The sequence below is a fragment of the Massilia sp. S19_KUP03_FR1 genome, from assembly GCF_036688685.1.
Taxonomy (GTDB): Bacteria; Pseudomonadota; Gammaproteobacteria; order Burkholderiales; family Burkholderiaceae_D; genus JALYUM01.
In genome coordinates, this window is sequence record NZ_JAQQPS010000001.1 from 343,598 (window position 1) to 368,740 (window position 25,143).

The window sequence follows — 25,143 nt, forward strand, 5'->3', positions numbered from 1 at the left end:
TGGTCGATGTGAAGTTTACTTCATGAAAGGACCCCAGTTGGGCTCCCGAATATTGCCTGCATTCGTGCTCAGGCGTTGTTTGATGCGGCCGTCGGTCGATACCACGGCCAGACCAGTGCGTCCGCCGCCCTTGGTGGCGTACATGATGTACTTGCCGTTCGGCGAAAAACTCGGTTCCGTGGCGCCATCGGCGAGACGCAACTCCTGGCCACTGGCCAGGTCCATCGCGAACAGCGAATAGCCGCCGTCGCGCTGCGAGATCCAGGCCAGCGTTTTGCCGTCCGAGGCCACCCGCGGGCTGATATTGTAACTACCATTGAACGTTACCCGCGTCGCATTGCCGCCACTGGCCGGCATTTTATACACTTGCGGACCGCCGCTGCGGTCGCTGGTGAAATAAATTGACTGGCCGTCGCTTGAGAATTGCGGTTCGGTGTCGATGCCATTGCTGTTCGACAGGCGGCGCAGGCCGCTGCCGTCGGCATTCACCGAATACACCTGGTAATGGCCGTCCTTCGAAAGAGCGATGGCCAGCTTGCTGCCGTCGGGCGACCATGATGGCGCCGAGTTGCTGCCTTTCTGGTTCGACACCACGGTGCGCTGGCCGGTCACGAGGTTTTGCACGTAGATGACGGGTTTGCGCAGCTCGAACGAAACGTAGGCCACTTTGCCGCCATCCGGCGACCAGGCCGGCGAGATGATCGGTTCATTCGAGCGCACCGCCACTTGCATGCCCTCGCCATCGGCGTCGGCGACAACCAGGCGGTAATCCCTGGCCGCGCGGTTTTCATTGACGTAAGCGATGCGCGTGGCGAAGGCGCCGCGCGTGCCAGTCATTTTTTGGTAGATATCGTCGGCAATCTTATGGGCCGACAAGCGCGTGTATTTCTCCGTCACGCCCTGCGACAACGTAGACAGCTGGCTGCCCTTGACCGTATCGAGCAGCTTATAGCGCACTTCGAATTTGCCATCGGCCAATTTTTGTACGCTACCGACGACCAGCGCATCGGCGCCGCGGCCTTTCCAGGCGCCATAGTCGACACTGGCGGTCTCGGAAATGACGGTGCCGGCATCGATGACCTTGAACACGCCGCTGCGCTCGAGGTCGGCTTTGATAATGGCGGACACTTGTGCCGGTGCCACGGATTCATCGGCGAAACCGGCGACGGCGATCGGGATCTGGTTGCTGCCGACACCGGCAATTTCAACGCGTAACTGTGCCTGCGCCGTGGCGCTTGCCAGCAGTGCCGCACTGATCAGGAATGGGGAAATTTTTTTCATCTGTCTCTCTGCAAAAGGGGCGCGGTGCGCTCAGTTCAAGTCCTTCATCGAGAATCCAACCTCGAGGGATCGTTCTACCGTACCATCTTTCTTCTTGGGCAGTGGTGACGATTTGTTAATGGCATTTTCCACGGCCCGGTCGAATTCGGGAATGCCGCTGCTTTTCGTTTTACGCACCGAGATGATTTCACCGGTCGGCAATTGCTCGACATGGAACACCACTTTCGGATTGCCCGGCACCTCGGTATCGCCGGCATATGACGAGCGGCTCTTGATCGCGCTGGTAATACTGGCGACATAACCCGAGTCGCTGCGTGGCGCCGTCGATTTGGCTGCTGTGCCGTTGGTGCCATTGCCGGCCTGGCCGGTCATCCTGCGCAGTTCAGCCTCACGCATCGCCGCGATGGTTTTATTTTCAGCCGCGTCTTTCGCTTTCGCCAGCTTTTCCGCCGCTTTCTTTTTCTCGGCAGCGAGCTTTTCCAGATCTTTTTTATCTGCCAGCTTGTCGGCCAATTCTTTCGCCTTTTTGTCTGCCAACGCCTGCGCCTTTTTATCCGCCAGCTCCTGCGCCTTTTTCTCGGCCAGTTTCTCTGCTTTTTCGCGTGCTTTTTTGTCGGCCAGGTCCTGGCGCTTCTGTTCTTCGCGTTCGGCCAGTTCGCGTTCTTTACGTTCTTCTTCGCGCTGCAGTTTGCGCTGCTTCTCTCGCTCCAGCGCAATATCCGGCGGCTTCGGCGGGTCCTTGACTTCGACCGGCGGCGCTGGTGGCGGCGCCACTTTCGGCGCCGGCAACGGTTCCGGCTCAGGCGGCGGCGCGACCTGTTCGACTGGCGTTGGCGTTGGTTCCGGCGGTGCTGCCGCCTGTGTTTTCATGTCCCACACTTCCGCTTCGACCGACACCGGCTCGGTACTTTGCCAGCTCACGCCGATCCACAAAAACGCCAGCAACGCGGCATGCACCGCCGCCGCCATGCCGATCGACGGCCAGCGGTTCGGTTCCGGCGGCACCTGGTACGGTGCGCCTGGCTTGGGCAGGGCCGCGCTCACTTGGTGGCCAGCCCGACTCGGTTGATACCCATCTTTTTCGCTTCCGAAATCAGCTGGATCACGTCGTCATATTTACTTTCGCGGTCGCCCGCGATCAGCACTGGATAGTCGGGATGCTCTTCATGCAGGCTGCGCAGGCGCTTCAACAAGGCCGGGCGATTTGGCAGATTTTCCGCCGTGCTGGAATTTTTGCCATTCACGCCGATTGCCAGCGTCGTATCGGGTTTCAGCACGACCTGGATGTAATCGTCCGGTGGTAACGCCGATTTCTCCGCGTTCGGCAAATTGATCACGCTCGGACTGTTCGCCGGCGGAATCACCATGAAAATAATCAGCAGGACCAGCATCACGTCGATGTACGGCACCACGTTGATTTCGGATTTGTATTTGCGTTTGCGTCCGCTGCGCAGGCTGCTGGAAAAAGCTGACATGGCCGGCTCCGCTTAGTGCGACTGGCGCTGCAAGATATTCGAGAACTCTTCGACGAAACTCTCGAAGCGAATAGCCAGACGGTCGATATCGTGACTGAAGCGGTTATATGCCACCACCGCAGGAATCGCTGCGAACAGGCCGATGGCTGTCGCGATCAGCGCTTCGGCAATGCCGGGCGCCACCGCGGCCAGCGTCGCTTGCTGGACATTGGCCAGGCCGCGGAATGCATTCATGATGCCCCACACGGTGCCGAGCAAGCCGATGTACGGCGAAACGGAACCGACCGACGCCAGGAAGTTCAGGTGCACGTCGAGCGCGTCGAGTTCGCGTTGAAACGCGGCGCGCATGGCGCGACGGGCGCCATCGAGGACCGCGCCCATGTCGAGCGCATCGCGCGAGGCTTGCTTGCCCTTGATGAATTCGCCCATGCCCGACTCGAAAATGCGCGCCAGAGCGCCATTCTGGTCGCGCTGGCTGGTGGCGCTCTGGTGCAGCGTGTTCAAGTTGCCGCCCGCCCAAAAGCTGCGCTCGAACTGTTCGGTCTGGCGACGCGCGGCACGGATCGCGAACATCTTGCGGAAGATATACGTCCAGCTGGTCAGCGAGACGATCAACAGCAGGGCCATGATCAATTGCACAATCAAGTGCGCATTGCTAATCAGGGCAAGGAAAGAAAGGTCTTGGGCTACATTCATCGGGAGGCGATCAGAAGGTTGTTCAAGTTGCACGCATTTTAGCAGCGGCATCGTCAGGAATGGCGCGCGCCCGGAGGGACGTCAAATCGACGCAGCCGACTTTTACGTGGGCCGACGCCAGTAATTGTTCGCCGCGCAGGGCTTGCTGGGAAAACAGCACGGATGCGCGACCGAGTTTGGCAATGGCGAGCGTCAGCGTGAGCTCGTCGTCGAGGCGCGCCGATGCGTGGTAATCGATCTGCACGCTGCGCACCACGAAGCCGGCGCCATGCTCATCGATCAATGCCTGCTGCCCAACGTCCAGCGCGCGCAGCCACTCGGTACGCGCGCGTTCAAAGAATTTCAGGTAATTCGCGTAGTACACGATGCCACCGGCGTCGGTATCTTCGTAATAGACCCGGACCGGCCAGGTGAACAGGGAGGGCATGAGACGTGCCAATAAATGAATACGGGAAACATTTTACGCCAGCGAGCTTATGTTCGCCAGCGTACATTCAAGTTACAACTGAATAAGGCTACCTTCATGTGACAATGCAGCAAAGAACTGTAACATTTACTAACAGCTGGGGCCGCACCTGATACTTGCGTCCCCGCCATCGGCAGCGTCAAGCCTGGCGCTTGATGTTAAAAGGCGCGAAACCCTGGCACGTCGGCATCATTTCGATGAAGTTGACGTTGATGTGCGGCGGCAGGGTGGCCAGCCAGTAGGCGGTGGCTGCGATGTCTTCGGCCGTCAGCGGCGTGGTGCCCTCATAGACTTTGGCGGCCTTTTCGTCATCGCCCTTGAAGCGGACATTTGAAAACTCGGTGCCGCCGCACATGCCCGGCGCCAGATTGGTCGCGCGCACGCCCGTGCCCACCAGGTCGGCGCGCAAATTGAGCGTGAACTGGTCGACGAAGGCCTTGGTCGCGCCATACACATTGCCGCCCGGGTAAGGGAAGCGCCCGGCCACGGAACCCAGGTTGATGATCAGGCCGGTGCCCCGTTCCACCATGGCCGGCAGGACGGCGTGCGTCATTGTCACCAGGCCGGAACAATTGGTGGCGATCATGGTTTCCCAGTTCTCCAGCGGGGCTTCCTGCGCCGGCTCGGTGCCGAGGGCCAGGCCGGCATTATTGATCAGCACGTCGATCTGGCGCCACGATTGCGGCAGCAGCGCCATCGCTTCCTCGATCGACGCCTTGCTGGTTACATCGAGTTCGACCGGCAGCGCCGAGTCGCCCAGTTCGGCGGCCAGGGCGGTCAGGCGGTCCATCCGGCGCGCGCCCAAGACTACCTGGTGGCCATTCTTGACGAAAATACGCGCCATCGCGGCGCCGAAGCCGGCTGAAGCGCCAGTGATGAAAACGATCATGGGGGTTATCCTTGGCTGGGTTGAAGCGTGCGATTGTAGCCGAAATGGCAGCCTTGCCGCGGCGCGCAGGGCGTCGCCCGGCTGGGCATTTCCTTGCCCTCGGGGGGGATCTCCCTTACAATCGCGGCTCCATTTGCGCCTCAAGCGACTGGCGGCACGGGTGCCTGCCAGCTGCCCTACAGACCGGCCGTGACTGTCCCGGCGGTCCTGCATTGCCCACGCATTGCCCAGATTTGCGCTGCACCATGCGCCCGCATTCTTATCGATTGGAGTTGTTCATGTTTGCAAAAGATCACACGCTGGCCAAGGTTGACCCGGAACTGTTCGCGGCCATCCAGAAGGAAAACACGCGCCAGCAGGACCACATCGAGCTGATCGCGTCGGAAAACTACACCTCGCCGGCCGTCATGGAAGCGCAAGGCTCGCAGCTGACCAATAAGTATGCGGAAGGCTATCCGGGCAAGCGTTACTACGGTGGCTGCGAATACGTCGACATCGCCGAGCAACTGGCGATCGACCGCGTCAAGGAACTGTTTGGCGCCGAAGCGGCCAACGTCCAGCCGAACTCTGGTTCGCAAGCCAACCAGGGCGTGTTCTTTGCCATGCTCAAACCGGGCGACACCATCATGGGCATGTCGCTGGCCGAAGGCGGCCACCTGACCCACGGCATGGCGCTGAACATGTCGGGCAAGTGGTTCAATGTCGTCTCCTACGGCCTGACGCCGGAAGAAGACATCGACTACGACGCCATGGAACGCCTGGCGCACGAACACAAGCCAAAGCTGATCATCGCCGGCGCCTCGGCCTTCGCCCTGAAAATTGACTTTGAACGTTTCGCCAAAGTCGCCAAGGACGTGGGCGCGTACTTCCTGGTCGACATGGCCCACTACGCCGGGCTGATCGCCGCCGGCGAATACCCGAACCCGGTGCCGCACGCCGACTTCGTCACCTCGACCACGCACAAATCGCTGCGCGGTCCGCGCGGCGGCATCATCCTGATGAAAGCCGAATTCGAAAAGCAGATCAACTCGGCGATTTTCCCTGGCATCCAGGGCGGCCCGCTGATGCACGTGATCGCCGGCAAAGCCGTCGCCTTCAAGGAAGCATTGACGCCGGAATTCAAGGCTTACCAGAAGCAGGTCGTCAAGAATGCCGACGCGCTGGCCAAGGCGCTGATCGAACGCGGCCTGCGTATCGTGTCGGGCCGCACCGAGTCGCACGTCATGCTGGTCGACCTGCGTTCGAAAAACCTGACGGGCAAGGAAGCCGAAGCGATTCTGGGCCGCGCCCACATGACCTGCAATAAAAATGGCATCCCGAACGATCCGCAAAAGCCGTTCGTGACGTCCGGCATCCGCCTGGGCAGCCCGGCCTTCACGACGCGCGGTTTCGTCGAAGCCGACGCCACCAAGGTGGGGCATTTGATCGCCGACGTGCTGGACAACCCGAACGATGAAGCCGTCATCGAGCGCGTGAAAGCCGAAGTCAAAGTGTTGACCGACAAGTATCCGGTCTACGCGAAGTAATCCGCGCATTCAGCCCATGTAATATCAGTGCGGCCGGGGTGACCCGGCCGCTGTCCCAGCAAGCAGTATCGTGGCTCATATGAAATGTCCGTTCTGCCAGCATGACGATTCCCAGGTCCTCGATACGCGCGTATCGGAGGATGGCGCCATTCGGCGCCGGCGCCGTTGCGCCAGTTGCGACAAGCGTTTTACCACCTACGAACGGATCGAATTGACGATGCCGATCCTGGTCAAGAAAAACGGCAGCCGCACCGAATTCGTTTCCGCCAAACTGCGTTCCAGCCTGATGCTGGCGCTGCGCAAGCGGCCGGTGCCCGCCGACGCCATCGACAAGGCCCTGGCCGCCATCGAAGAAACCCTGCTCACCAGCGGCCGGCGTGAAGTCGAGACCGGCTTTGTGGGCGAACTGGTGATGCAGGAACTCAAGCGCCTCGACAAGATCGCCTACATCCGTTTCGCGTCCGTGTATAAAAATTTTGAAGACCTGGCCGAGTTCCAGGATGCCATTGCCGAAGTCGGGCAAGAGCGCAAACCCCGTCCTTAGTTTTAGTTCCCCGATTCGCTTGAGCCACCCCACGGGTGGCTTTTTTTCGCCTGCTAAGGTCTGAAGTCTGCACCGGTTGGTGAACGACAGGAGAGGGCGATGCGACGTTTTCGCGCAGGCGGTTTCACACTGCTTGAAGTGCTGGTGGCGCTGTTCGTGTTGGCTGTCGGCGTCATTGGCGCGGCCGCAGCACAGAACAAGGCCGCGCAGACGCGCCTGGCGTCAGCCCAGTTGTCGGCGGCGGTGGCGTTGGCGCATGCGCTGGCCGAAGGCATGGCCGCCAATCCGGCACAGCTGGCGTTGCCCGATACCGATAACGTTTATTTGCAGGATGCAGGCCCGCCCTGGCACTGCGCGGACGCCTGCACGCCGGCGCAACTGGCGGCCACCGAACGCGATGACGCCGCGGCGCGGGCCGCGCGCAGTTTCCCCGGCGGGCAGGTGCGCGTTTGCCGCGACACCCTCCCGGCGCCGCTGGCATGGGACTGCGCGGGCGGCCTTGACGCGCCACTGGTCGTCAAAATCGGCTGGCGCGCACCCGACTTCGTGCCGATGACCGCCGTGCCGGTGCCGGAGGCGCCATGAAACGCCATCGCACCAGACAGCGCGGCCTGACCATTCCCGAGCTGCTGATCGCGCTGACCATCGGTGCGCTGATCACGCTGGCCGGCGCCAGCCTGCTCGGCATTGCCAACACCAGTTATGCGACCCAGCTGGATGCGGCGGCGGTCGACGACGGCGGCCGCTACGCCCTCGACCTGGTCGCGCGTGCGGTGCGCCAGGCCGGCCTGCGCGACTGGGATGGCTTCGATCCCGCCGCTGGCATCGACCCCTTGGCGCCGCCGCGCATCCTGGGCCTCGATGCGCGCTCGATCGCGAAAACCGGCTACGGCATTGACAATCCACTGCCGGATGCCGCCAACGGCAGCGACGTGCTGGCGCTGCGCTATCAGGGCGCCGGCCCTGCACCCGATGGCGATGGCAGCGCGCTCAACTGCGCCGGGTTTCCGGTGCACGCAAACGAAGACGGCTGGAGCATTTTCTATGTGGCGAACAATGCGCAGGGCGAAGCGGAACTGCGCTGCAAATACCGTGGCGCCAGCAGCTGGGCGGCGGACGCGGTGGTGGCCGGCGTCGATACCTTCCAGGTGCTGTACGCAGTCGATACCGACACGCCCGCCGACGGCGTCGCCAACGTCTACCTGAACGCCAGCGGCGTCAGCGCGCTCGACGCCGTCTATGCGCCTGGTCCCGCGTTGCAGGAACACACGCACTGGAAACGCGTGCTGGCCGTGCGTATCGCGCTGTTACTGCACGGAGCGCGGCCGTCATACCTCAGCAGGGAGACACAGGTGTTCGACTTGTTCGGGGCGCCCTACAGCGACGCGCGCGCCGGGATGGATGCGGGCACGCGCTTGCCGGAGGACCAGCTGGCGCCCGGTTTGCGCCTGCGTGAACGGCACCAGTTCGTCACCACGGTGAGGTTGCGCTGATGGGCGCGCGGGCGATGCGACAGCGCGGTGCCGCACTGGTATCGGCCTTGGTCCTGATGGTGGCGGTGCTGATCATCGCCTTTTCTTCGGTGCATGCCGCGCTCAGTGACGCGCACTCGGCCCGCCATGAACGCGACCGCCAGGTGGCACTGCGCGCGGCGGAGGCGGCGCTGCTGGACGCCGAGCGCGACGTGGCCGACACGCCTGCCACGGCGCCGCGCTTCGCCGCGCTGGCCGGCCCCGGCTTCATCGACGGCTGCGGCAAGGCGGGATCCGACAATCACGGCCTGTGCACGCGCGCGGCGCCACCATCGTGGCAGGTCATCGACCTGGCGGGCGATGACGCCGCGCTGGTCGCTTACGGCACCTTCACCATGCGCGACCTGCCCGGCGTCGCGCAGCAGCCGCGCTACCTCATCGAGATGATTCCACTGAGCCCGGTGTACGGGCGCTTCTACCGCATCACGGCGCTCGGGTTCGGTCAGAGAACCAGCACGCGCGTGGTGTTGCAATCGTTTTACCGCAAGGCGCCTGTCGCCGGCGTGCCGGCCGCAGGCGCCCCGGCCACACCCCCGCCGGCCACACCCCCGCCGGCCGCCGGTCCCCCGACCACGCTCCCGGCCGGACGCATCGGCTGGCGCGAAGTGGCCAACTGGCCGGCGCTGCACGCCGCCGTCAAATAAACTGTCCTGGAGGCTAGATGCGTAACCAAGGCGGATTCACGCTGCTCGAAGTGATGGTCGTGCTGGTCATCCTGATGATCCTGACGACGCTCGCTTACCCCAGCTACGCGCGTTACATGACCATGGCACGCCGCATCGAGGGCCAGGTGGCGCTGCTCGATGCGCTGCAGCAGCAGGAGCGCTACTTCATGCGCAATAACACGTATATCGCCTTCAGTGCCGCGTCCACCGACCCGCGCGAGCGCCAGTTCCATGCGTGGTCCGGCGCTTCTGCCGCAAAAAGCGCCTATGAGATCGAGGGCCGCGCCTGTCCCGGCCAGGCGCTTGCCGACTGCATCGAAGTGCGCGCCACCCCCGGCACCGCCAACGTCGACGGCCACTTCAGCGACCCCGAATGCGGCGTGCTGACGCAGGACAGCGTGGGCCGGCGCAGCGCCAGCGGCACGGCAGGCCCGGCGTGCTGGCCATGAGGCGCAGGCGCCAGCACCAGCGCGTGCGTGGTTTCAGCCTGGCCGAGTTAATGACCGTGCTGGCCATTGCCGCCATCCTGTCCGCGCTGGCGCTACCGAACATGGGTGCGCTGTTGCGGGCGCAGCGCCTGAAAGTGGCGGTCAATGACCTGTTCGGCGCAATCGGCGCCACCCGCGCGCAGGCGCTGGCGCGCAACACCCGGGTGCTAATGGCGCCGCGCGACCCGCTTGGCACCGACTGGACGCGCGGCTGGACCGTGTTCGTCGACCACGACGGCGACGGTGCACCCGGCACCGGCGACGAGATTTTGTCCGAGCACGCGCCCCTCGGCCATGGGATCGCCATCCGTTTTGCCATGACGTCTGCTGCAGCGCCGTTTTATATCGCCTACAATGGCGCGGGACGCAGCACCAGCAAGCAGAGCGACGCCGCCCGTTTCGGCACGATCTCCCTGTTCCAGGACGCCGCGATCCGCCGTATCAAAATTAATATGCTGGGCCGCGCGCGCATTTGCGACCCGGCGCGCGACGCCACCTGCGAAGGGGCCGCCGCGCCGTAACCATCGGGCTCTAACCACGTGCAGACAACGCAGCGCATCGACAACGACCAGGACGCCATGGCGCTGGCCCTGGACTGGGCCGCCAAAGGCATGTTCATCACCGCGCCCAATCCGCGCATCGGCTGCGTCATCGTCAGGGACGGCCTCGTCATCGGCGCCGGCCACACCCAGCCGGCCGGCCAGGCCCACGCCGAAATCCAGGCCCTGCGCGACGCGGCGGCGCGCGGTAATGACGTGCGCGGCGCCACCGCTTACGTCACGCTGGAGCCGTGCAGCCACCATGGCCGCACGCCGCCGTGTTCGGATGCACTGGTGGCCGCCGGCCTGGGGCGCGTCGTCGCCGCGATGGTCGACCCGAACCCGCTGGTGGCCGGGCGCGGACTGGCGCAACTGGCGGCGGCCGGCATTGCCGTGGCGTCCGGCCTGATGGCGCAGCAGGCGCAGGAACTGAACATCGGCTTCTTCTCGCGCATGCAGCGCGGCCTGCCGTGGGTGCGCCTGAAAACCGCGGCCAGCCTGGACGGCACCACGGCGCTCGACAACGGCGCCAGCCAGTGGATCACCGGTCCCGACGCGCGCGCGGACGGCCACGCGTGGCGCGCGCGCGCGAGCGCCATCCTGACCGGCATCGGCACCGTCAAGGCGGACGACCCGCAACTGACCGTGCGCGGCGTCGACATACTGAAACAGCCGCGCCGCGTGATTGTCGACAGCCGCCTCGACATCGACCTCGAGGCGCGCATCCTGCAGGGCGAGCCGTGCTGGCTTGTCGCCGCCGCCCCCGATCAGGCCAAGCTGGCGGCGTTGACGGCGGCCGGCCACGAGGTCATCCTGCTGCCCAATGCCGCCGGCAAAGTCGATCTGCCCGCACTGATGCGCGAACTGGGCCGGCGCGAAGTGAATGAACTGCACGTCGAAGCCGGATCGAAGCTGAACGCCTCGCTGGTGCGCGAAGGCTGCGTCGACGAGTTGCTGGTGTACCTGGCTCCCAGCCTGATCGGGCCGGGGCAGGGCATGTTCGCGCTGCCGGCGCTGACGCAACTCGACCAGAAGCAGCAACTGATATTTCACGCGGTCAGCCAGGTCGGCCCCGACCTGCGCATCCTGGCCCGCTTTACCCCATCCGAACCTGTTTGAAAGAGAATCTTATGTTTACTGGAATCGTCGCCGCTGTCGGCACCATCCGCTCCGTGACCCCGCTCGCCGGCGGCTTTGATGCCGGCGTCCACCTCGAGATCGACGCGGGCGGCTTGCCGCTGGCTGACGTCGGCCTGGGCGACTCGATCTCGATCAACGGCGCCTGCATGACCGTGGTCGCAAAAACCGACGCTGCCTTCTCGGTCGACGTCTCGCGCGAAAGCCTCAATTGCACCGTCGGCCTCGACGCGCCTGGCGAAGTCAACCTGGAAAAAGCGCTGACGCTGGCCGAGCGCCTGGGCGGGCACCTGGTGTCGGGCCACGTCGATGGCCTGGGTCAGGTGCACAGGTTTGCCGAAGTGGGCGAATCGTGGGAACTGGTCATCGACGCACCGCGCGACCTGGCCAAGTTTTTGGCGTTCAAGGGTTCGGTCGTGGTTAACGGCGTGTCGCTGACCGTCAACCGGGTCGAGGATATTGGCGCGGCCGATGGGGCGGCCGCATGCTGCCGGTTCTCGATCAACCTGATCCCGCACACGATTGCGGTGACCACCCTGAAGCACCTGGCGGCCGGCAAGAAGGTGAACCTGGAAATCGATTTGATCGCGCGCTATGTGGAGCGCATGCTGGCGGCAACCAAGCTGGTCGGCTGATCGATCCCGGCGTCATGCATCGACTGCCCGCAAGGACAGTGCCGGTGCGGCCATCCGGACCATACCTGGTCCGTCGCACCGGCACCGCCGTTCACGCCGCTGCCGGCGTCGCGCCATGTACCGCGTGCAACTGCGGCGGCTGGATGCTGCCTGGCCGGAACGTGGCCGCAGCCGCGCGGCCCGCTTCATAGGCCATGCGCACGCCGTAGGCCGAAAAATCATTGCCACTACCGGCTGCCGCTGGCGCGCCTTCGATGATCTGGATATTTTTCAGCGCCCGCAGCCGCCGCAGCCATGCGTAGGCGCGGTTCTTGCGAACTGCGCTGTCGCTTGGTAGCGCCTCGTCGAGCTGGACCAGCATGTCGAGGAAGCCCGCGAGCTGCGCCTCGCCCCCGTAGGCTGCCCAGAAGCGGTTTTCGTACTGGAGTGCCAGCGCCCGGGTTTGCACGTCGATCAGGTTTTGCGGCGCCGCCAAGCCGTCGGTGCGGAACAGGTCGACCGTAAAAATCGGCAGGTTTTCGATTTCGTGCGGCTCGAGCAGGTTCAGCAGTGCATCAATCGGTGTATTGCTGAACAGGCCGCCATCCCAATAGGCGCAGTCGTCGATCCGCACCGCCGGGAACCCTGGCGGCAGCGCGCCGCTGGCCAGGATGTGCGCCGGCGTGATGATGTCTTGTAGCGCCTGGTGGCCATCGGTTTGCTCGTGGGCGTCGTCGGCCAGGTAATTCGAAAACGTCGTTGGTCCACCCGTGCGCAGGCTGGTTGCAGTCACGGCCATGCGCATGTGATTGCTGTCGTTCAATTGGCTAAAGTCGAGACTTGACAGCAGGGTATCCACCATGGGCGCCGTGCTGCACAGGCTGTCCCAGCTCGCCATTTGCAGGTAGTCGGTGCGCGAACGCCAGAAGTTCGGATTCCCCAGCAGGGACAGGTTGCCTTGCATCGATGCCGGCAGCCACGGCAGCGTTTCCAGCGTGATCGCTTTCCATACCCGGTCCAGGCTGGCGCCAATGTCGCCATTTTTCGCGCCCGCAATGGCTGCCGCATTCACCGCACCGATCGACACGCCAGTGACCGCGACCGGTTTCCAGCCCATCTCGACCAGTTTGCAGACCACGCCATATTCGTAGGCGCCGAGTGCGCCGCCACCCTGTAACACCAATGCCATCTCGTTCATACATGCTCCTTGCGTGATTGATCGGGTTGATGCGCGGCGTTCAAGTCAACCGGGCAGAACAACGTTAGCGTCGTTTGCCCAAGCGGCTTTGATGAATATCAAACTGCACATCGGCCGTGACGCTGGCACGGTTTCGCGTAGACTTCTGGCACATTCATTCTCAAGCGGAACTTTCATGACTGATTTGCAGGCGCTGCGCGCCATGACTTTGTTGACTGCATTGACCGCGCCAGGCTTCGCCGCCGCCGCGCCGCAGGCGATGCATACCTACCGTGGCCTGGCCTTGAATGCGGACGGCACCCGCCTGGCTGCCATCGAAAGCGCGGACGCACCCGGCAACGCCAAAAAAAATCCGCCCACGCTGGTGCTGCGCGACGCTGCATCGGGCAAGGTGCTGGCGTCATACGGCGCCTTCCCCGGCTGCGCCGAGTGCCAGCTCGATGCGCCGAGCTGGTCGCCTGACCAGCAAGCGCTCGCGTTCATCGGCGCCGACCGCAAGGCCGGCAGCGCCACCGTGTTCGTGCTCAGGGACGGCAAAGTCACGGCGCTCACCACCCTCAAGGGCGTGGCAAATACGGCGCGCTGGTCGCGCGACGGGCGCCAGCTGGCGCTGCTGGCCACGGTTGGTGCGAAGAAGCTGACCGGCGCCGTCGAAGCGGGCGCCGCGCAGGTAGGCGAGATCGGCATCGAGGACGACGAGCAGCGCATCGGCATCGTGCCGGCGCAGGGCGGGGCAATGCGGCTCGTCTCGCCTGCCGACACCTTCGTGTATGAATACGACTGGACGCCGGACGGCAAGGGTTTTGTGGTCACCAGCGCCAAGGGCAATGGCGACAACAACTGGTGGGTGGCCACGCTCGGCCACGTCGACGCGGCCAGTGGCCAGTTGCGCATCCTGGCTGCGCCGAAGATGCAAATGAACCGGCCGCACGTCTCGCCCGACGGCGCAACCGTCGCCTTCATTGGCGGCCTGATGAGCGACTTCGGTTCGGTAGGCGGCGATATCTACACGGTGCCGCTGACGGGCGCTGGTTCCAATGCGACGCCAGTCGACGTCACGCCCGGCTACCAAGGCTCGTTCAACGGCATCGCCTGGCGTGGTCAGGCGATTCTCGCATCGGTACTGGCCGGCAGCGACGCGGCGGTGGTGGCGCTCGATCCACGCGCGCGCACGGCGCGTACCGTCTGGAGCGGGCCGGTGACGGCATCCGGGTCGGGCGAGGGCCGCTTCGTGTTCAGCGCCGATGGGACGATTGCCGCGTCGGTGCACGAAGATTTCATCACCGCCCCGCGCATCGTCGCGGGCCGCCTGCCGGCATTGAAACCCATCACGACGGACAACGACGGCTTCACCGCGCAAGTGAGCGCGCGCAGCGTCAGCTGGACCAATGAAGGCCATACGGTGCAGGGCTGGCTGGTCGGCCCGCGCAAAGTGGATGCTGCCAAAAAATACCCGATGATCGTGCAGGTGCACGGCGGCCCGGCCGCAGCGGCCACGCCCCGTTTCGTGCCACTTGACGCGGCCGCCTCGACGATGCGCGAGCTGACCATGAACGGTTACTTCGTCTTCCTGCCCAACCCGCGCGGCAGCTTCGGCCAGGGTGCGGCGTTCGGCAGTGCGAACAAGCGCGATTTCGGCGGCGGCGACTGGCGCGACATCCTCGCTGGCGTCGACCAGGTGCTGAAGGTGGCGCCGGTCGATGGCGAGCGTCTCGGCCTGTTCGGGCATTCCTACGGCGGCTACATGACGATGTGGGGCGTGACCCACAGCCAGCGTTTCAAGGCTGCCGTCGCGGGCGCAGGCATCGCCAACTGGATCAGCTATTACGGCCAGAACGGCATCGACCAGTGGATGGTGCCGTTTTTTGGGGCGACCATGTACGACGACCCGGCCATTTACCGGGCGGCCTCGCCGATCGAGTCGATCAAGAACGCCAAGACACCGACCTTCATCTATGTGGGCGAGCGTGACGTGGAGTGTCCGCCGGCGCAGTCAGTGGAGTTCTGGCACGGGTTGAAAGCGATGGGCACGCCGGTGTCGCTGGTGATTTATGACGGGGAGGGGCATGCGCTACGCAAGCCGGAGCATCAGAACGATTTGAGGAAGCGGACGATGGGGTGGTTTGATAAATATTTGAAGTAGGCTGCGTGCTGGTCGATGATTCGACCACGGTAGAGGGTTATGGGTCCCGGCCTGCGCCGGGACGACGGTCTTAAGGCCAGCAAATTAAAAACCGTCATGCTCGCCACTGGCGAACCTGACTCCCGGCGCAGGCGTCGTGGCTGCGCCACGACTCCATACGACGCCACCTTTAATCCCGTCCGCCCGCCTTACTTTCAGCCGGCACTTCATCCGCCGCATCCGCCACAGTCTTCTCCGGATTAAGCACCACCTGCACATAATTCCCGGCATTGAAATAGCGCCCGGCGGCCGTCTTCACATCGGCCGCACTCAGCTTCGCAATCTCCTGCTCGAACGTCAATATCGACGCCGGATCGGTGCCATCGGTCAGCGTGGCTTGCAGCCGTCCCAGCCAGTATCCATTCTCGCGCATCGATTTTTTATAGCCCTGCAGCCAGTTGCGCTTGACCTTGTCGAGATCGGCCTGCTCCGGCCCCACCGTCTTGATGCGGTCGATCTCGGCAAACAGCGCCGCGATCACCTTGTCGACGTTGTCCGGCCCGGTCGGCAGCGACACCCCGATCGCGTAGTGTGGATACGGAATGCGCGCCAGCGTGCCGCTCATGCCGCCGCCGTAGATGAGCGTCATTTTCTCGCGCAGGATGTCGATGATGCGGATGTTCATCACCTCGATCAGCGCCTGCATGCGCACTTGCTCCATTTCCGAATAGTCGGCAGTGCCGGTGAAGGTCAGCGACACGGTGCTTTTCGCTTCGGTCCCGCGCCGCACTTCTTTCTTGACCACGCCCAGCACCGGGCGCACGCCGACGTCGCGGAAGGCGATCGCCAGTTCCGGCGTCGGCAGGCTGGCGAGATAGGTCGCGATCAGCGGCTTGATGGCCTTCACGTCGAAGCTGCCGACCAGAATAAAAGTCAGGCCGCGCGCGCTGGAGAAACGTTCGCGGTAGATGGCGATGCTGCGGTCCAGACTGACCTGCCTGAAATCTTCCGGGCGCACGGCGCGCGGCGCACGCGGGCTGTTGTTGTACAGCGTGGCGGCAATGGTGTCGCCGAACAGCTCGGACGGTTCGGTGAGGCGGTTGCGCGCCGCTTCCACCTGCTTGCCGATGAACGAGGTATACAAATCCTCGTCGCGGCGCACGCCGTTGAACTTCAGCCACAGCATCTGGAACATGGTCTCGATGTCGGACGCGCCGGACGCGCCGCTGACCACATCGTGGTAGCCGGACAGGCCCACATTCACCGAGGCGGCCTTGCCCGCCAACACCTTCTGCACTTCCAGCGGCGAATAGGCGCCCATGCCCATGGTTGCGACGATGGAATTGGCGTAGCGCGCGTTGAAAATATCCTTGTCGTCGAACAGGGCCTGGCCGCCGTAGCGCGAGGCGCTCAGCATGACCTGGTCGTTGCGGAAGTCGGTTGGTTTCAGAATGACTTTCACGCCATTCGACAGCGTCAGGCGGGTCAGTCCCAGTGTCGGATCGATGCTCTCGGCGACGATCGTGCCGGCCACGGGCGCTTCGGCCAGCAGCTTCGACCCGAGCGCCTTTTCTTCGCGCGGGGCGATGTCGGCCTTCTTGGCCGCATCGACGTAGGCCAGTAACTGGGGACCGGTCGGCACCGGCGCGTCGGTCTTGTTCGAGCCGGTGTAGATCACCAGTTTGCCCGAGTCGGCCGGAATCGTGCGGCGTGCGTAGGCATTCATTTCCTGCAAGCTCAAGCCGGGCACCAGGTCGGCGACGTACTGATATTCGGCGGCGATGCCGGGAATCGATTCGCCCTGCAGGAAGTTGCGCGTGTATTCGGCCACGTAGACGCCCGAGTCGGTTTTCTCGCGCTCGTTCCAGGCGCGCTCGTAGAGGCGCAGCAGGTTTTTCTTGGCGCGATCGAGTTCGGCGGCGGAAAAGCCGAAGCGGCGCGCGCGTTCGTTTTCCATCACCATCGCCGCCAGGGCCGGCTCGGCTCCCGCGGCACCCACGGTGGCCGACGCGCTATACGCCTTGTAGCGCGGGGTAAGTTTGCCCAGCGTGCTGCCGGCGCCCATGAAAGGGGGATTGGGCAACTGCGCCAGTTCCTGCAAGCGCGCGTTGAGCATGTTCGAGAACAGGATGTCGACCAACTGGTTGCGGTAATCGCGCAGCGTGCCTTTTTCCAGCACCGGCGTGACCGGGTAACGGATCAATACGCCATTCCCGCCCGCTTCACGGTCCAGCACGACCAGGGCTTCGGTATCGAGTCGCGGCGGGATCGGGGCATATTCGCGCACGCGCTCCCTGGCCGGATTTTTCAGGCCGCTGAAATGCTTCCTGACCAGGCGTTCTGCTTCCACCGGGTCAAGGTCCCCCACCACCATGACCGCCATCAGGTCGGGCCGGTACCAGTCGCGGTAAAAACGGCGCAGCGCCTCCGGCTTGAAATGCCGGATCACGTCTTCCTGGCCGATCGGCAGGCGCTGGGCATAGCGCGAGCCGTTGAAAATCTTAGGCATCAAGACCTTGTTCATGCGGTCGCCCGCGCCTTTGCCCAGGCGCAGTTCTTCGAGGACGATGTCGCGTTCCTTGTCGATGTCGGCGTCCACCATCGACAAGCCGCCGGCCCAGTCCTGCAGTACCAGAAAACCCTTGTCGACGTCTTCCTTCCGGCTGGTCGGAATCGGCAGCGTGTAGACCGTTTCATCGAAGCTGGTGTAGGCATTCAGGTCGGCGCCGAACTTCACGCCGATCGACTGCAGCCACGACACCAGTTCGTGTTTCCTGAAATTGGTCGAGCCATTGAACGCCATGTGTTCGGTGAAATGGGCCAGGCCTTGCTGGTCTTCGTCCTCCAGGATCGAACCGGCCTTGACCACCAGGCGCAGTTCCAGCTTCTGTGCCGGCTTGACGTTCTTCTGGATATAGTAGGTCAGGCCGTTGGCCAGTTTGCCAACCTTGACCTGGGGGCCGGGTGGCAGTGGCATGTCGAGTCTGAGCGGCGCGGCAGTGGGGCTGAGCGCCATCGCAGGCGGCGCCGCGAGCAGCGTCAAGGTGGTGAGCAGGAGCGCGGCGCGGAGAAAAACAGTTGGCATCAGGCAGCGGCGCAGTGGCCGGTAGGGGAGTTATCCGGCCATTTTAACCGGACTGCAGCGCTCCAACGCTGCTTCCAAGTTCATTGAATTAGTGAAATTATTGGGCTAAATCAAATTTAGTTGCGGTGGCGTGTGCGCAGCCTTGGTGTTCGTGCGTGGGAAGCGGTCATCGGCCCGGTTAAAACCCCATAAATCCTTTAAAATAGCGGATTAAGCATTTCTCCCCAGCATTTACGGAACTCCCTATGTCCATCTCCAGCACCCAGGAAATCGTTGCAGAATTACGCGCAGGCCGGATGGTCGTTTTGGTCGATGACGAAGACCGCGAAAACGAAGGCGACCTGATGCTTGCATCGGATTTCGTGACGCCGGAAGCGATCAACTTCATGGCCCGCTACGCGCGCGGCCTGGTGTGCCTGACCCTCACGGCCGAGCGTTGCGAGCAGCTCGAGCTGACCATGATGACGGCCAAGAATGGCACCTCGTTCGGCACCAATTTCACCGTCTCGATCGAAGCGGCCGAAGGCGTCACCACCGGCATCTCCGCGGCCGACCGCGCCCGCACCATCGCCGTTGCCGTCGACAAGCACACCAAAGCTGCCGATATCGTCCAACCGGGCCATATCTTCCCGGTACGCGCTGAAAATGGCGGCGTGCTGATGCGCGCGGGACACACCGAAGCCGGTTGCGACCTGACCGCCATGGCCGGTTTGACGCCGTCGTCGGTCATCTGCGAGATCATGAACGACGACGGCACCATGGCGCGCCTGCCGGACCTGATGGTGTTTGCCAAAGAACACAATCTGAAAATCGGCACCATTGCCGACCTGATCCACTACCGCAGCCAGAACGAAAACATGGTCGAGCGCGTGGCCGAGCGCCAGATGAGCACCGCGTACGGCGAGTTCCGCCTGATCGCGTTCCGCGACAAGCCGAGCGGTTCGGCCCACCTCGCGCTGGTCCATGGCGACATTGCGCGCGATACCGAAACGCTGGTGCGTGTGCACCAGCCGGTGTCGATCCTCGACCTGCTCGAGTCGCGCGCCACCACCCACTCATGGACGCTCGATGCGGCGCTGGCCGCCATCAAGGCGACGGAGCGCGGCGTGGCCGTGCTGCTCAATTGCGGCGAGACAGCCAGCGAACTTTTTGCCCAGTTCGCCGCGCTCGACGCCTGCGGCACCCGCCCGACCGGGCGCGCAGCGAGCATGGACTTGCGCACCTATGGCATTGGCGCGCAGATTTTGAAGGACCTGGGCGTCGGCAAGATGCAATTGCTGGCCAGCCCGCGCAAGATGCCGTCGATGATCGGTTTCGACCTGGAAGTCACAGGTTATCGCGCCAGTCCCGCGTTGGCGTAACGTCGCCCTACATATATATACACACACGAAATAATCTTGAAGAAAGAAGGCAGTCATGACAGTAGGAACTTATGAGAGCAATTTTGCCGGCGCCGGCCTGCGTATCGGCATCGTCCAGGCGCGTTTCAACGCGGACGTGGGCCACGGCTTGCTGTCGTCCTGCCTCGCAGAGCTGAAAAACCTGGGCGTGGCCGATGAAGACATCCTGCACGTGACCGTGCCGGGTGCGCTGGAAATCCCGGTGACGCTGCAAAAAATGGCTGAAACCGAGCAGTTCGACGCGCTGATCGCCTTGGGCGCCGTGATTCGCGGTGAAACCTACCACTTCGAACTGGTGTCGAACGAATCGGGTGCCGGCATCACGCGCATCGGCCTCGACTATGGCATGCCAATCGCCAACGCCATTCTCACCACCGAGAACGACGAGCAGGCTGAAGCACGCATGCTGGAAAAGGGCGCCGATGCGGCGCGCGTGGCCGTGGAAATGGCCAATTTGCTGATCGCGCTCGACGAGCTGCAAGCCGACGAAGAATAAGAGAAATTGAAGATATGAGCGATAACATTACCCACGCTAACCCCAGCAAGAACCGCACGCCGCGTCACCGCGCGCGTGAATTCGCGCTGCAGGGCCTGTATCAGTGGCTGCTGAACAATGAAGATGCCACCACGGTCGTCAACAACATCCGCGCCGCGCACGGTTTCGACAAGGCCGACGGCGAGCATTTCGCTGCGCTGCTGTACGGCAGCATCCGCGACTGCGTGGCCCTGCGCGAGTCGTTCGCCCCGCTGATCGACCGCACGGTTGCCGAACTGTCGCCGATCGAGCACGGCGTGCTGCTGATCGGCGCGTTCGAGCTGAAAAACAACCTGGATATTCCCTACCGCGTCGTGATCAACGAAGCGGTGGAACTGACCAAGTCGTTTGGCGGGATCGACGGGCACAAGTATGTTAACGGCGTGCTCGACAAGCTGGCGACGCGGCTGCGTCCCGATGAAGTAGCGGGCGACAAGCGCCGTTCGTAAGCGCGCTACATATATATAGAGGGCCACCGGAAACGGTGGCTTTTTTTTCGCCTTGACGTAAAAAAGCCGCCCTTCGCTTATCGCGCGGGCGGCTTCACTTACTTAACTGGTATTACAGACCTGCGATCGCTTCGTCACTCGCGGTGCTTGGTGGTGCCATCACTGGTGCAACTTCCTGGCGCGGCGCAGCTTTCTGGACGACTGCTGGCGCTGCAGGGCGATTGAAGGTCGGCACGTTCTTGCCGCTGGCAACCATTTTGAGCTTTTGAAACTCGGCCAGCACGCGCGAGCCGTAGCCCGCGTCGTTGTCGAAGGCGCCGGCGCCGACATAGGTTTTGAGGCCAGCTTCGACCGATCCGCCACGCGCCACATATTCCTTGAGAATCTGCGAGCCGACACGGATGTTGGCCGCCGGATTCAAGGCCATCTGCGGACCGCCCATTGCCTGAAACTTGGCATGGTGGACACTGGCCATGACTTGCATCAGGCCCTTGGCGCCGACCGGGCTTTCGGCGAACGGGTTCAGGCCCGATTCGATCGCCATCACGGCCAGGATCAGCAGCGGGTCGAGCTTGATGTCTTTTGCCGTCACGTAGGCGGTCGATACGAGCATGTTGGCGGCATCGCCGGCAACACGGTAGCGTTTCGACAGCCACGACGTCACCGCCTGCTGCTGGCGGTGGCTGTCCGGCTTGGCCACGGGTGCTGGAACAGCCTGTGGCGCGGCAGCGGCGACTTGCACCGGTGCGCTAACGGTTTGCGCGGTTTGCACCAGCGGCGTGCTGGCAACCGGGCTGTCGACCCCTGGACGCGCATACAGCAGCGCCACCAGGGCAATCGAGGAAACACCCAGAAGCGTCAGACGTTGCTGCGTGGCGTTTCTGGTCGTACTGTTCATGCTTCGTGCCGAAGTACCGACGGTATTGCGCAAAAGCGCCCGTGCGGCAGGCTGGCTAGCCTTGATGAGGCCGGACGTTGCGTCCGAGCCGATGGAACGATTTGACATCGTTGTCCCCTTTGTCGCGGCGAAAGCGGTCTCAACGCGGCGCAAAAAGCGTCGCGGATCGTTCTCCTGCCGTGCATCAGAAATATCGCCGGTCACCGCCGTGCGGTGGACCTGCGCCGTCATTGCTTGCTACAGCGCGCTGTGTTCCCGGTTGCGGGTCAAGCGTGTGGCATTGCAACTGTCTCGGGGAGGTAAGGCAGACGCCTTGGGAAACACTCCTTAAAATGTCATGTGGGGCCCCGACCCCGTGAATGTATGAGACCGGCTAAAATCGACAACGTAGGGTCGATACAAGTTTGCCGGCTCATCAAGTAGAACGGATTCTAGTAGGTGATATATACCGAGTCAATACTAACACGATTGATTGTTATTACTTTTATGTCTAACGAACCTTGCTGCAGCGCAGCAAACCCTTAATAAATCAAGCACTTGGCGTAGCTAGTTAAACAACTGGACGGGTGCGAAAAAAACGAATAAAAAACCGATGAACTATTCAGATTTACGTGATTTCATGTCAAAGTTGCAAGAAATGGGCGAATTGAAGCGCATTTCGGTGCCCGTTTCACCCCATTTGGAGATGACGGAGATCTGCGACCGCACTTTACGGGCCGCCGGACCGGCACTTTTGTTTGAACATCCGACCGGTCACACGATCCCGGTGTTGGGCAATCTGTTCGGCACGCCGCGCCGCGTGGCGCTCGGCATGGGCGCCAACGACGTCAGCGAACTGCGCAAGATCGGCCACGTACTGGCGCGCCTGAAAGAGCCGGAGCCGCCGAAAGGTTTCAAGGACATGATGGACATGGGCTCGCTCGTCAAGGCCGTGTGGGACATGTCGCCGAAGGAAATCAAGGGTGCGCCGTGCCAGGAGATCGTCTGGGAGGGCGCCGACGTCGACCTGGCCAGGCTGCCGATCCAGCATTGCTGGCCGGGCGACGTTGCGCCGCTCATTACCTGGGGCCTGGTCATTACCAAGGGGCCGAACAAGAAGCGCCAGAACCTGGGCGTGTACCGCCAGCAGGTGCTGGGGCCAAATAAAGTCATCATGCGCTGGCTGGCACACCGCGGCGGCGCGCTCGACTTCCGCGAACACGCGATTGCTACCAAGGGCAAACCGTATCCGATCGCCGTGGCCCTGGGTACCGACCCGGCCACCATCCTGGGCGCAGTGACGCCGGTGCCGGACAGCCTGTCCGAATACCAGTTCGCCGGCTTGCTGCGCGGTCAGCGTACCGTATTAACCAAAGCCATCGGCAGTGAATTGCGGGTGCCGGCGTCCAGCGAGATCGTGCTGGAAGGCCATATCTATGCGGACCCGAATCACCCGAGCGGCTACGAGCACGCGCTCGAGGGTCCGTATGGCGACCACACCGGTTACTACAATGAACAGGACAGTTTTCCGGTGTTCACCATCGACCGCATCACCATGCGGCGCAACCCGATTTACCACTCGACTTATACGGGCAAACCGCCGGACGAGCCGGCCGTGCTGGGCGTGGCGCTCAATGAAGTCTTCATTCCGCTGCTGCAAAAGCAGTTCAGCGAAATCACCGATTTCTATTTGCCGCCGGAAGGGTGTAGTTACCGCATGGCCGTGGTGCAGATGAAGAAGCAGTACGCCGGCCACGCCAAGCGCGTCATGTTCGGGGTGTGGAGTTTCCTGCGCCAGTTCATGTATACGAAGTTCATCGTGGTGGTCGACGAAGACGTCAATATCCGCGACTGGAAAGAGGTGATCTGGGCCCTGACGACGCGCGTCGATCCGCTGCGCGACACGGTCATGGTGGAGAACACGCCGATCGACTATCTCGACTTTGCATCGCCGGTCAGTGGGCTCGGTAGCAAAATGGGGATCGACGCCACCAACAAGTGGCCTGGTGAAACCAATCGGGAGTGGGGCACGACGATCGCGATGTCACCGGAAGTGAAACAGAAGGTCGATGCGATGTGGCAGGAACTCGGCATCTAAGGCCTGGCGGGTGTGGGAATGGCAAACTTCCCACACCGCCCCGTGGTCGGTTATAATGCGATCTGGCGGGCCCCTGCGCATTGTGGCATGGCTAACCTGGTCAGGTCGGGAACGAAGCAGCCACGGCCGTTCACCGCAAGTGCCGCAGATCAGGCTCGCCTCTTTGATCTACCGTTCAGTTCTCTCGTTTTACATCCCCCCATTGTGATGACATCCGCCCGCCCGGCGGCTCGTGGTGCGCGCGCGCTTTGTGCACGCGTGCTTCTCACCCGGCGCGACCGCTGATTGTCCTCAGCTGTGCCCATCTGCGGTAAAATCGCAGCATGTCCTATCAAGTCCTCGCCCGCAAATATCGTCCCAAGAACTTCGACACCCTGGTTGGTCAGGAGCACGTCGTGCGCGCGCTCACGCATGCGCTGACCACCGGCCGCCTGCACCACGCCTACCTGTTCACGGGCACGCGCGGGGTGGGCAAGACCACGCTGTCGCGCATCCTGGCCAAGTCGCTCAATTGCATCGGCCCGGACGGCAACGGCGGCATCACCGCCACCCCGTGCGGCGTCTGCGAAGCTTGCACTGCCATCGATGCCGGTCGCTTCGTCGACTACATCGAGATGGATGCGGCATCGAACCGCGGCGTCGACGAAATGGCGCAGTTGCTGGAGCAGGCGGTGTACGCGCCGAGCAATGCACGCTTCAAGGTCTACATGATCGATGAGGTGCACATGCTCACCAACCACGCGTTCAACTCGATGCTGAAAACGCTGGAAGAGCCGCCGGAACACGTCAAATTCATTCTGGCCACCACCGACCCGCAAAAAATTCCGGTCACGGTGCTGTCGCGCTGCCTGCAGTTCAACCTGAAGCAGATGCCGCCCGGTCACATCATCGGCCACCTCGAAAACATCCTTGGGCAGGAAGAGGTCGCATTCGAGGTGCCGGCGCTGCGCCTGCTGGCCCAGGGTGCGCACGGTTCGATGCGCGACGCACTGTCGCTGACCGACCAGGCCATCGCTTACGCCGCCGGCGCGGTCACCCTTGACGCGGTGCAGGGCATGCTGGGCGCGCTCGACCAGACCTATCTGGTGCGCCTGCTCGACGCGCTGGCGCAACAGGATGGCGCCGACCTGATGGCGGTGGCCGACGAAATGGCCAGCCGCAGCCTGTCGTACAACGGCGCGCTGCAGGACCTCGGTACCTTGCTGCACCGGGTTGCGCTGGCGCAGACGGTGCCGGCCGCCGTGCCGCAGGACTTGCCCGAACTGGCCGACATCCTGCGCCTGGCGCAGGCCTTCGACGCCCAGGAAGTGCAGCTGTATTACCAGATTGCCGTGCATGGCCGCAATGAAATGGGCCTGGCGCCGGACGAGTACGCAGGTTTTACGATGACCTTGCTGCGCATGCTGGCGTTCCGTCCGGGGCAGGGCGGGGCGGAACCGGCGCAGGTCGCCGCGCCGCTTGCGGTTCGGCCGGCGCCAGTCGCGGCGACGCGTCCCGCTGCGGCGTCCGCGTCCGCAGCTGCCACAC

General features: G+C 63.2%; 24 protein-coding genes and 1 other RNA gene. 16 read left to right on the top strand and 9 right to left on the bottom strand.

The genetic code is table 11. The annotated features are described in order from the left end of the window. Nucleotides 1-15 precede the first annotated feature (15 nt). From tolB to V6M87_RS01570, 6 genes are all read right to left on the bottom strand, one after another. On the bottom strand, nucleotides 16-1,281 hold the full coding sequence (gene tolB, locus V6M87_RS01545; RefSeq protein WP_332847953.1) for a Tol-Pal system beta propeller repeat protein TolB: 1,266 nt from the start codon (nucleotides 1,279-1,281) through the stop codon (nucleotides 16-18). A gap of 30 nt (nucleotides 1,282-1,311) precedes the next feature. Continuing rightward, on the bottom strand, nucleotides 1,312-2,325 hold the full coding sequence (gene tolA / locus V6M87_RS01550; protein WP_332847954.1) for a cell envelope integrity protein TolA: 1,014 nt from the start codon (nucleotides 2,323-2,325) through the stop codon (nucleotides 1,312-1,314). After that, on the bottom strand, nucleotides 2,322-2,756 hold the full coding sequence (locus V6M87_RS01555; RefSeq protein WP_332847955.1) for an ExbD/TolR family protein: 435 nt from the start codon (nucleotides 2,754-2,756) through the stop codon (nucleotides 2,322-2,324). The genes tolA and V6M87_RS01555 overlap by 4 nt, the downstream gene beginning before the upstream one ends. 12 nt (nucleotides 2,757-2,768) lie before the next feature. Further along, nucleotides 2,769-3,452, bottom strand: coding sequence for a protein TolQ (gene tolQ, locus V6M87_RS01560; protein ID WP_332847956.1), 684 nt, complete (start codon nucleotides 3,450-3,452; stop codon nucleotides 2,769-2,771). A 22-nt stretch (nucleotides 3,453-3,474) separates the two neighbouring features. Next, nucleotides 3,475-3,879, bottom strand: a complete 405-nt coding sequence (gene ybgC, locus V6M87_RS01565; RefSeq protein ID WP_332847957.1) for a tol-pal system-associated acyl-CoA thioesterase — start codon at nucleotides 3,877-3,879, stop codon at nucleotides 3,475-3,477. A gap of 178 nt (nucleotides 3,880-4,057) precedes the next feature. Next, nucleotides 4,058-4,807 carry an SDR family oxidoreductase gene (locus tag V6M87_RS01570; RefSeq protein ID WP_332847958.1) on the bottom strand — a complete coding sequence of 250 codons (750 nt, stop codon included), beginning with the start codon at nucleotides 4,805-4,807 and terminating at the stop codon, nucleotides 4,058-4,060. A 278-nt stretch (nucleotides 4,808-5,085) separates the two neighbouring features. Between V6M87_RS01570 and glyA the strand changes: the two genes are divergently transcribed. The 9 genes from glyA to V6M87_RS01615 all read left to right on the top strand — a co-directional run bounded on the left by glyA (nucleotide 5,086) and on the right by V6M87_RS01615 (nucleotide 11,873). After that, complete coding sequence (gene glyA / locus V6M87_RS01575; RefSeq protein WP_332847959.1) at nucleotides 5,086-6,333, top strand: serine hydroxymethyltransferase; 1,248 nt, start codon at nucleotides 5,086-5,088, stop codon at nucleotides 6,331-6,333. Between the two features lie 79 nt (nucleotides 6,334-6,412). Further along, the gene (gene nrdR, locus V6M87_RS01580; protein ID WP_332847960.1) at nucleotides 6,413-6,877 is read left to right on the top strand and encodes a transcriptional regulator NrdR; all 465 of its coding nucleotides are present in this window, start codon (nucleotides 6,413-6,415) and stop codon (nucleotides 6,875-6,877) included. 99 nt (nucleotides 6,878-6,976) lie between these two features. Further along, nucleotides 6,977-7,462 carry a type IV pilus modification protein PilV gene (gene pilV, locus V6M87_RS01585; RefSeq protein WP_332847961.1) on the top strand — a complete coding sequence of 162 codons (486 nt, stop codon included), beginning with the start codon at nucleotides 6,977-6,979 and terminating at the stop codon, nucleotides 7,460-7,462. Further along, entirely contained in the window at nucleotides 7,459-8,370 is a 912-nt protein-coding gene (locus tag V6M87_RS01590) for a PilW family protein (protein ID WP_332847962.1), read from the top strand. The genes pilV and V6M87_RS01590 overlap by 4 nt, the downstream gene beginning before the upstream one ends. A 14-nt stretch (nucleotides 8,371-8,384) precedes the next feature. Beyond that, nucleotides 8,385-9,053, top strand: a complete 669-nt coding sequence (locus tag V6M87_RS01595; RefSeq protein ID WP_332847963.1) for a pilus assembly PilX family protein — start codon at nucleotides 8,385-8,387, stop codon at nucleotides 9,051-9,053. Between the two features lie 17 nt (nucleotides 9,054-9,070). Beyond that, nucleotides 9,071-9,523: a type IV pilin protein gene (locus V6M87_RS01600; RefSeq protein WP_332847964.1), complete on the top strand. Its 453-nt coding sequence runs from the start codon at nucleotides 9,071-9,073 to the stop codon at nucleotides 9,521-9,523. Beyond that, nucleotides 9,520-10,083 (top strand): GspH/FimT family pseudopilin, encoded by a 564-nt coding sequence (locus tag V6M87_RS01605; protein WP_332847965.1) that lies wholly within the window; start codon nucleotides 9,520-9,522, stop codon nucleotides 10,081-10,083. The genes V6M87_RS01600 and V6M87_RS01605 overlap by 4 nt, the downstream gene beginning before the upstream one ends. An 18-nt stretch (nucleotides 10,084-10,101) precedes the next feature. Beyond that, a complete protein-coding gene (gene ribD / locus V6M87_RS01610) occupies nucleotides 10,102-11,220 on the top strand; it encodes a bifunctional diaminohydroxyphosphoribosylaminopyrimidine deaminase/5-amino-6-(5-phosphoribosylamino)uracil reductase RibD (protein WP_332847966.1) in 1,119 nt (372 codons plus the stop codon). Nucleotides 11,221-11,231: 11 nt separating this feature from the next. After that, nucleotides 11,232-11,873 carry a riboflavin synthase gene (locus V6M87_RS01615; RefSeq protein WP_332847967.1) on the top strand — a complete coding sequence of 214 codons (642 nt, stop codon included), beginning with the start codon at nucleotides 11,232-11,234 and terminating at the stop codon, nucleotides 11,871-11,873. Nucleotides 11,874-11,964: 91 nt separating this feature from the next. Here V6M87_RS01615 and V6M87_RS01620 read toward each other — a convergent pair whose 3' ends face one another. Beyond that, a complete protein-coding gene (locus tag V6M87_RS01620) occupies nucleotides 11,965-13,050 on the bottom strand; it encodes a patatin-like phospholipase family protein (protein ID WP_332847968.1) in 1,086 nt (361 codons plus the stop codon). A 175-nt stretch (nucleotides 13,051-13,225) separates the two neighbouring features. Between V6M87_RS01620 and V6M87_RS01625 the strand changes: the two genes are divergently transcribed. Continuing rightward, the gene (locus V6M87_RS01625; protein ID WP_332847969.1) at nucleotides 13,226-15,193 is read left to right on the top strand and encodes a S9 family peptidase; all 1,968 of its coding nucleotides are present in this window, start codon (nucleotides 13,226-13,228) and stop codon (nucleotides 15,191-15,193) included. Nucleotides 15,194-15,362: 169 nt separating this feature from the next. On the opposite strand, the gene V6M87_RS01630 is transcribed toward V6M87_RS01625, so the two are convergent. Next, nucleotides 15,363-18,257, bottom strand: coding sequence for a M16 family metallopeptidase (locus V6M87_RS01630; protein ID WP_332847970.1), 2,895 nt, complete (start codon nucleotides 18,255-18,257; stop codon nucleotides 15,363-15,365). A gap of 245 nt (nucleotides 18,258-18,502) precedes the next feature. Between V6M87_RS01630 and ribBA the strand changes: the two genes are divergently transcribed. Genes ribBA through nusB form a run of 3 tightly spaced genes read left to right on the top strand, consistent with a single transcriptional unit; the run spans nucleotide 18,503 to nucleotide 20,641 of the window. Continuing rightward, nucleotides 18,503-19,618: a bifunctional 3,4-dihydroxy-2-butanone-4-phosphate synthase/GTP cyclohydrolase II gene (gene ribBA, locus V6M87_RS01635; RefSeq protein ID WP_332847971.1), complete on the top strand. Its 1,116-nt coding sequence runs from the start codon at nucleotides 18,503-18,505 to the stop codon at nucleotides 19,616-19,618. Nucleotides 19,619-19,673: 55 nt separating this feature from the next. Next, nucleotides 19,674-20,153: a 6,7-dimethyl-8-ribityllumazine synthase gene (gene ribH / locus V6M87_RS01640; RefSeq protein WP_332847972.1), complete on the top strand. Its 480-nt coding sequence runs from the start codon at nucleotides 19,674-19,676 to the stop codon at nucleotides 20,151-20,153. Nucleotides 20,154-20,167: 14 nt separating this feature from the next. Next, on the top strand, nucleotides 20,168-20,641 hold the full coding sequence (gene nusB, locus V6M87_RS01645; RefSeq protein WP_332847973.1) for a transcription antitermination factor NusB: 474 nt from the start codon (nucleotides 20,168-20,170) through the stop codon (nucleotides 20,639-20,641). Nucleotides 20,642-20,753: 112 nt separating this feature from the next. On the opposite strand, the gene V6M87_RS01650 is transcribed toward nusB, so the two are convergent. Further along, complete coding sequence (locus V6M87_RS01650) at nucleotides 20,754-21,539, bottom strand: lytic transglycosylase domain-containing protein (RefSeq protein WP_332847974.1); 786 nt, start codon at nucleotides 21,537-21,539, stop codon at nucleotides 20,754-20,756. A gap of 592 nt (nucleotides 21,540-22,131) precedes the next feature. Here V6M87_RS01650 and ubiD point away from each other — a divergent pair. The 3 genes from ubiD to dnaX form a co-directional block, all read left to right on the top strand. After that, the gene (gene ubiD, locus V6M87_RS01655; RefSeq protein WP_332847975.1) at nucleotides 22,132-23,616 is read left to right on the top strand and encodes a 4-hydroxy-3-polyprenylbenzoate decarboxylase; all 1,485 of its coding nucleotides are present in this window, start codon (nucleotides 22,132-22,134) and stop codon (nucleotides 23,614-23,616) included. Between the two features lie 64 nt (nucleotides 23,617-23,680). Next, nucleotides 23,681-23,779: signal recognition particle sRNA small type (ffs, locus tag V6M87_RS01660), an RNA gene on the top strand. A 160-nt stretch (nucleotides 23,780-23,939) separates the two neighbouring features. Beyond that, a partial coding sequence (gene dnaX / locus V6M87_RS01665) for a DNA polymerase III subunit gamma/tau (RefSeq protein WP_332847976.1) occupies nucleotides 23,940-25,143 on the top strand: 1,204 nt, incomplete at its 3' end.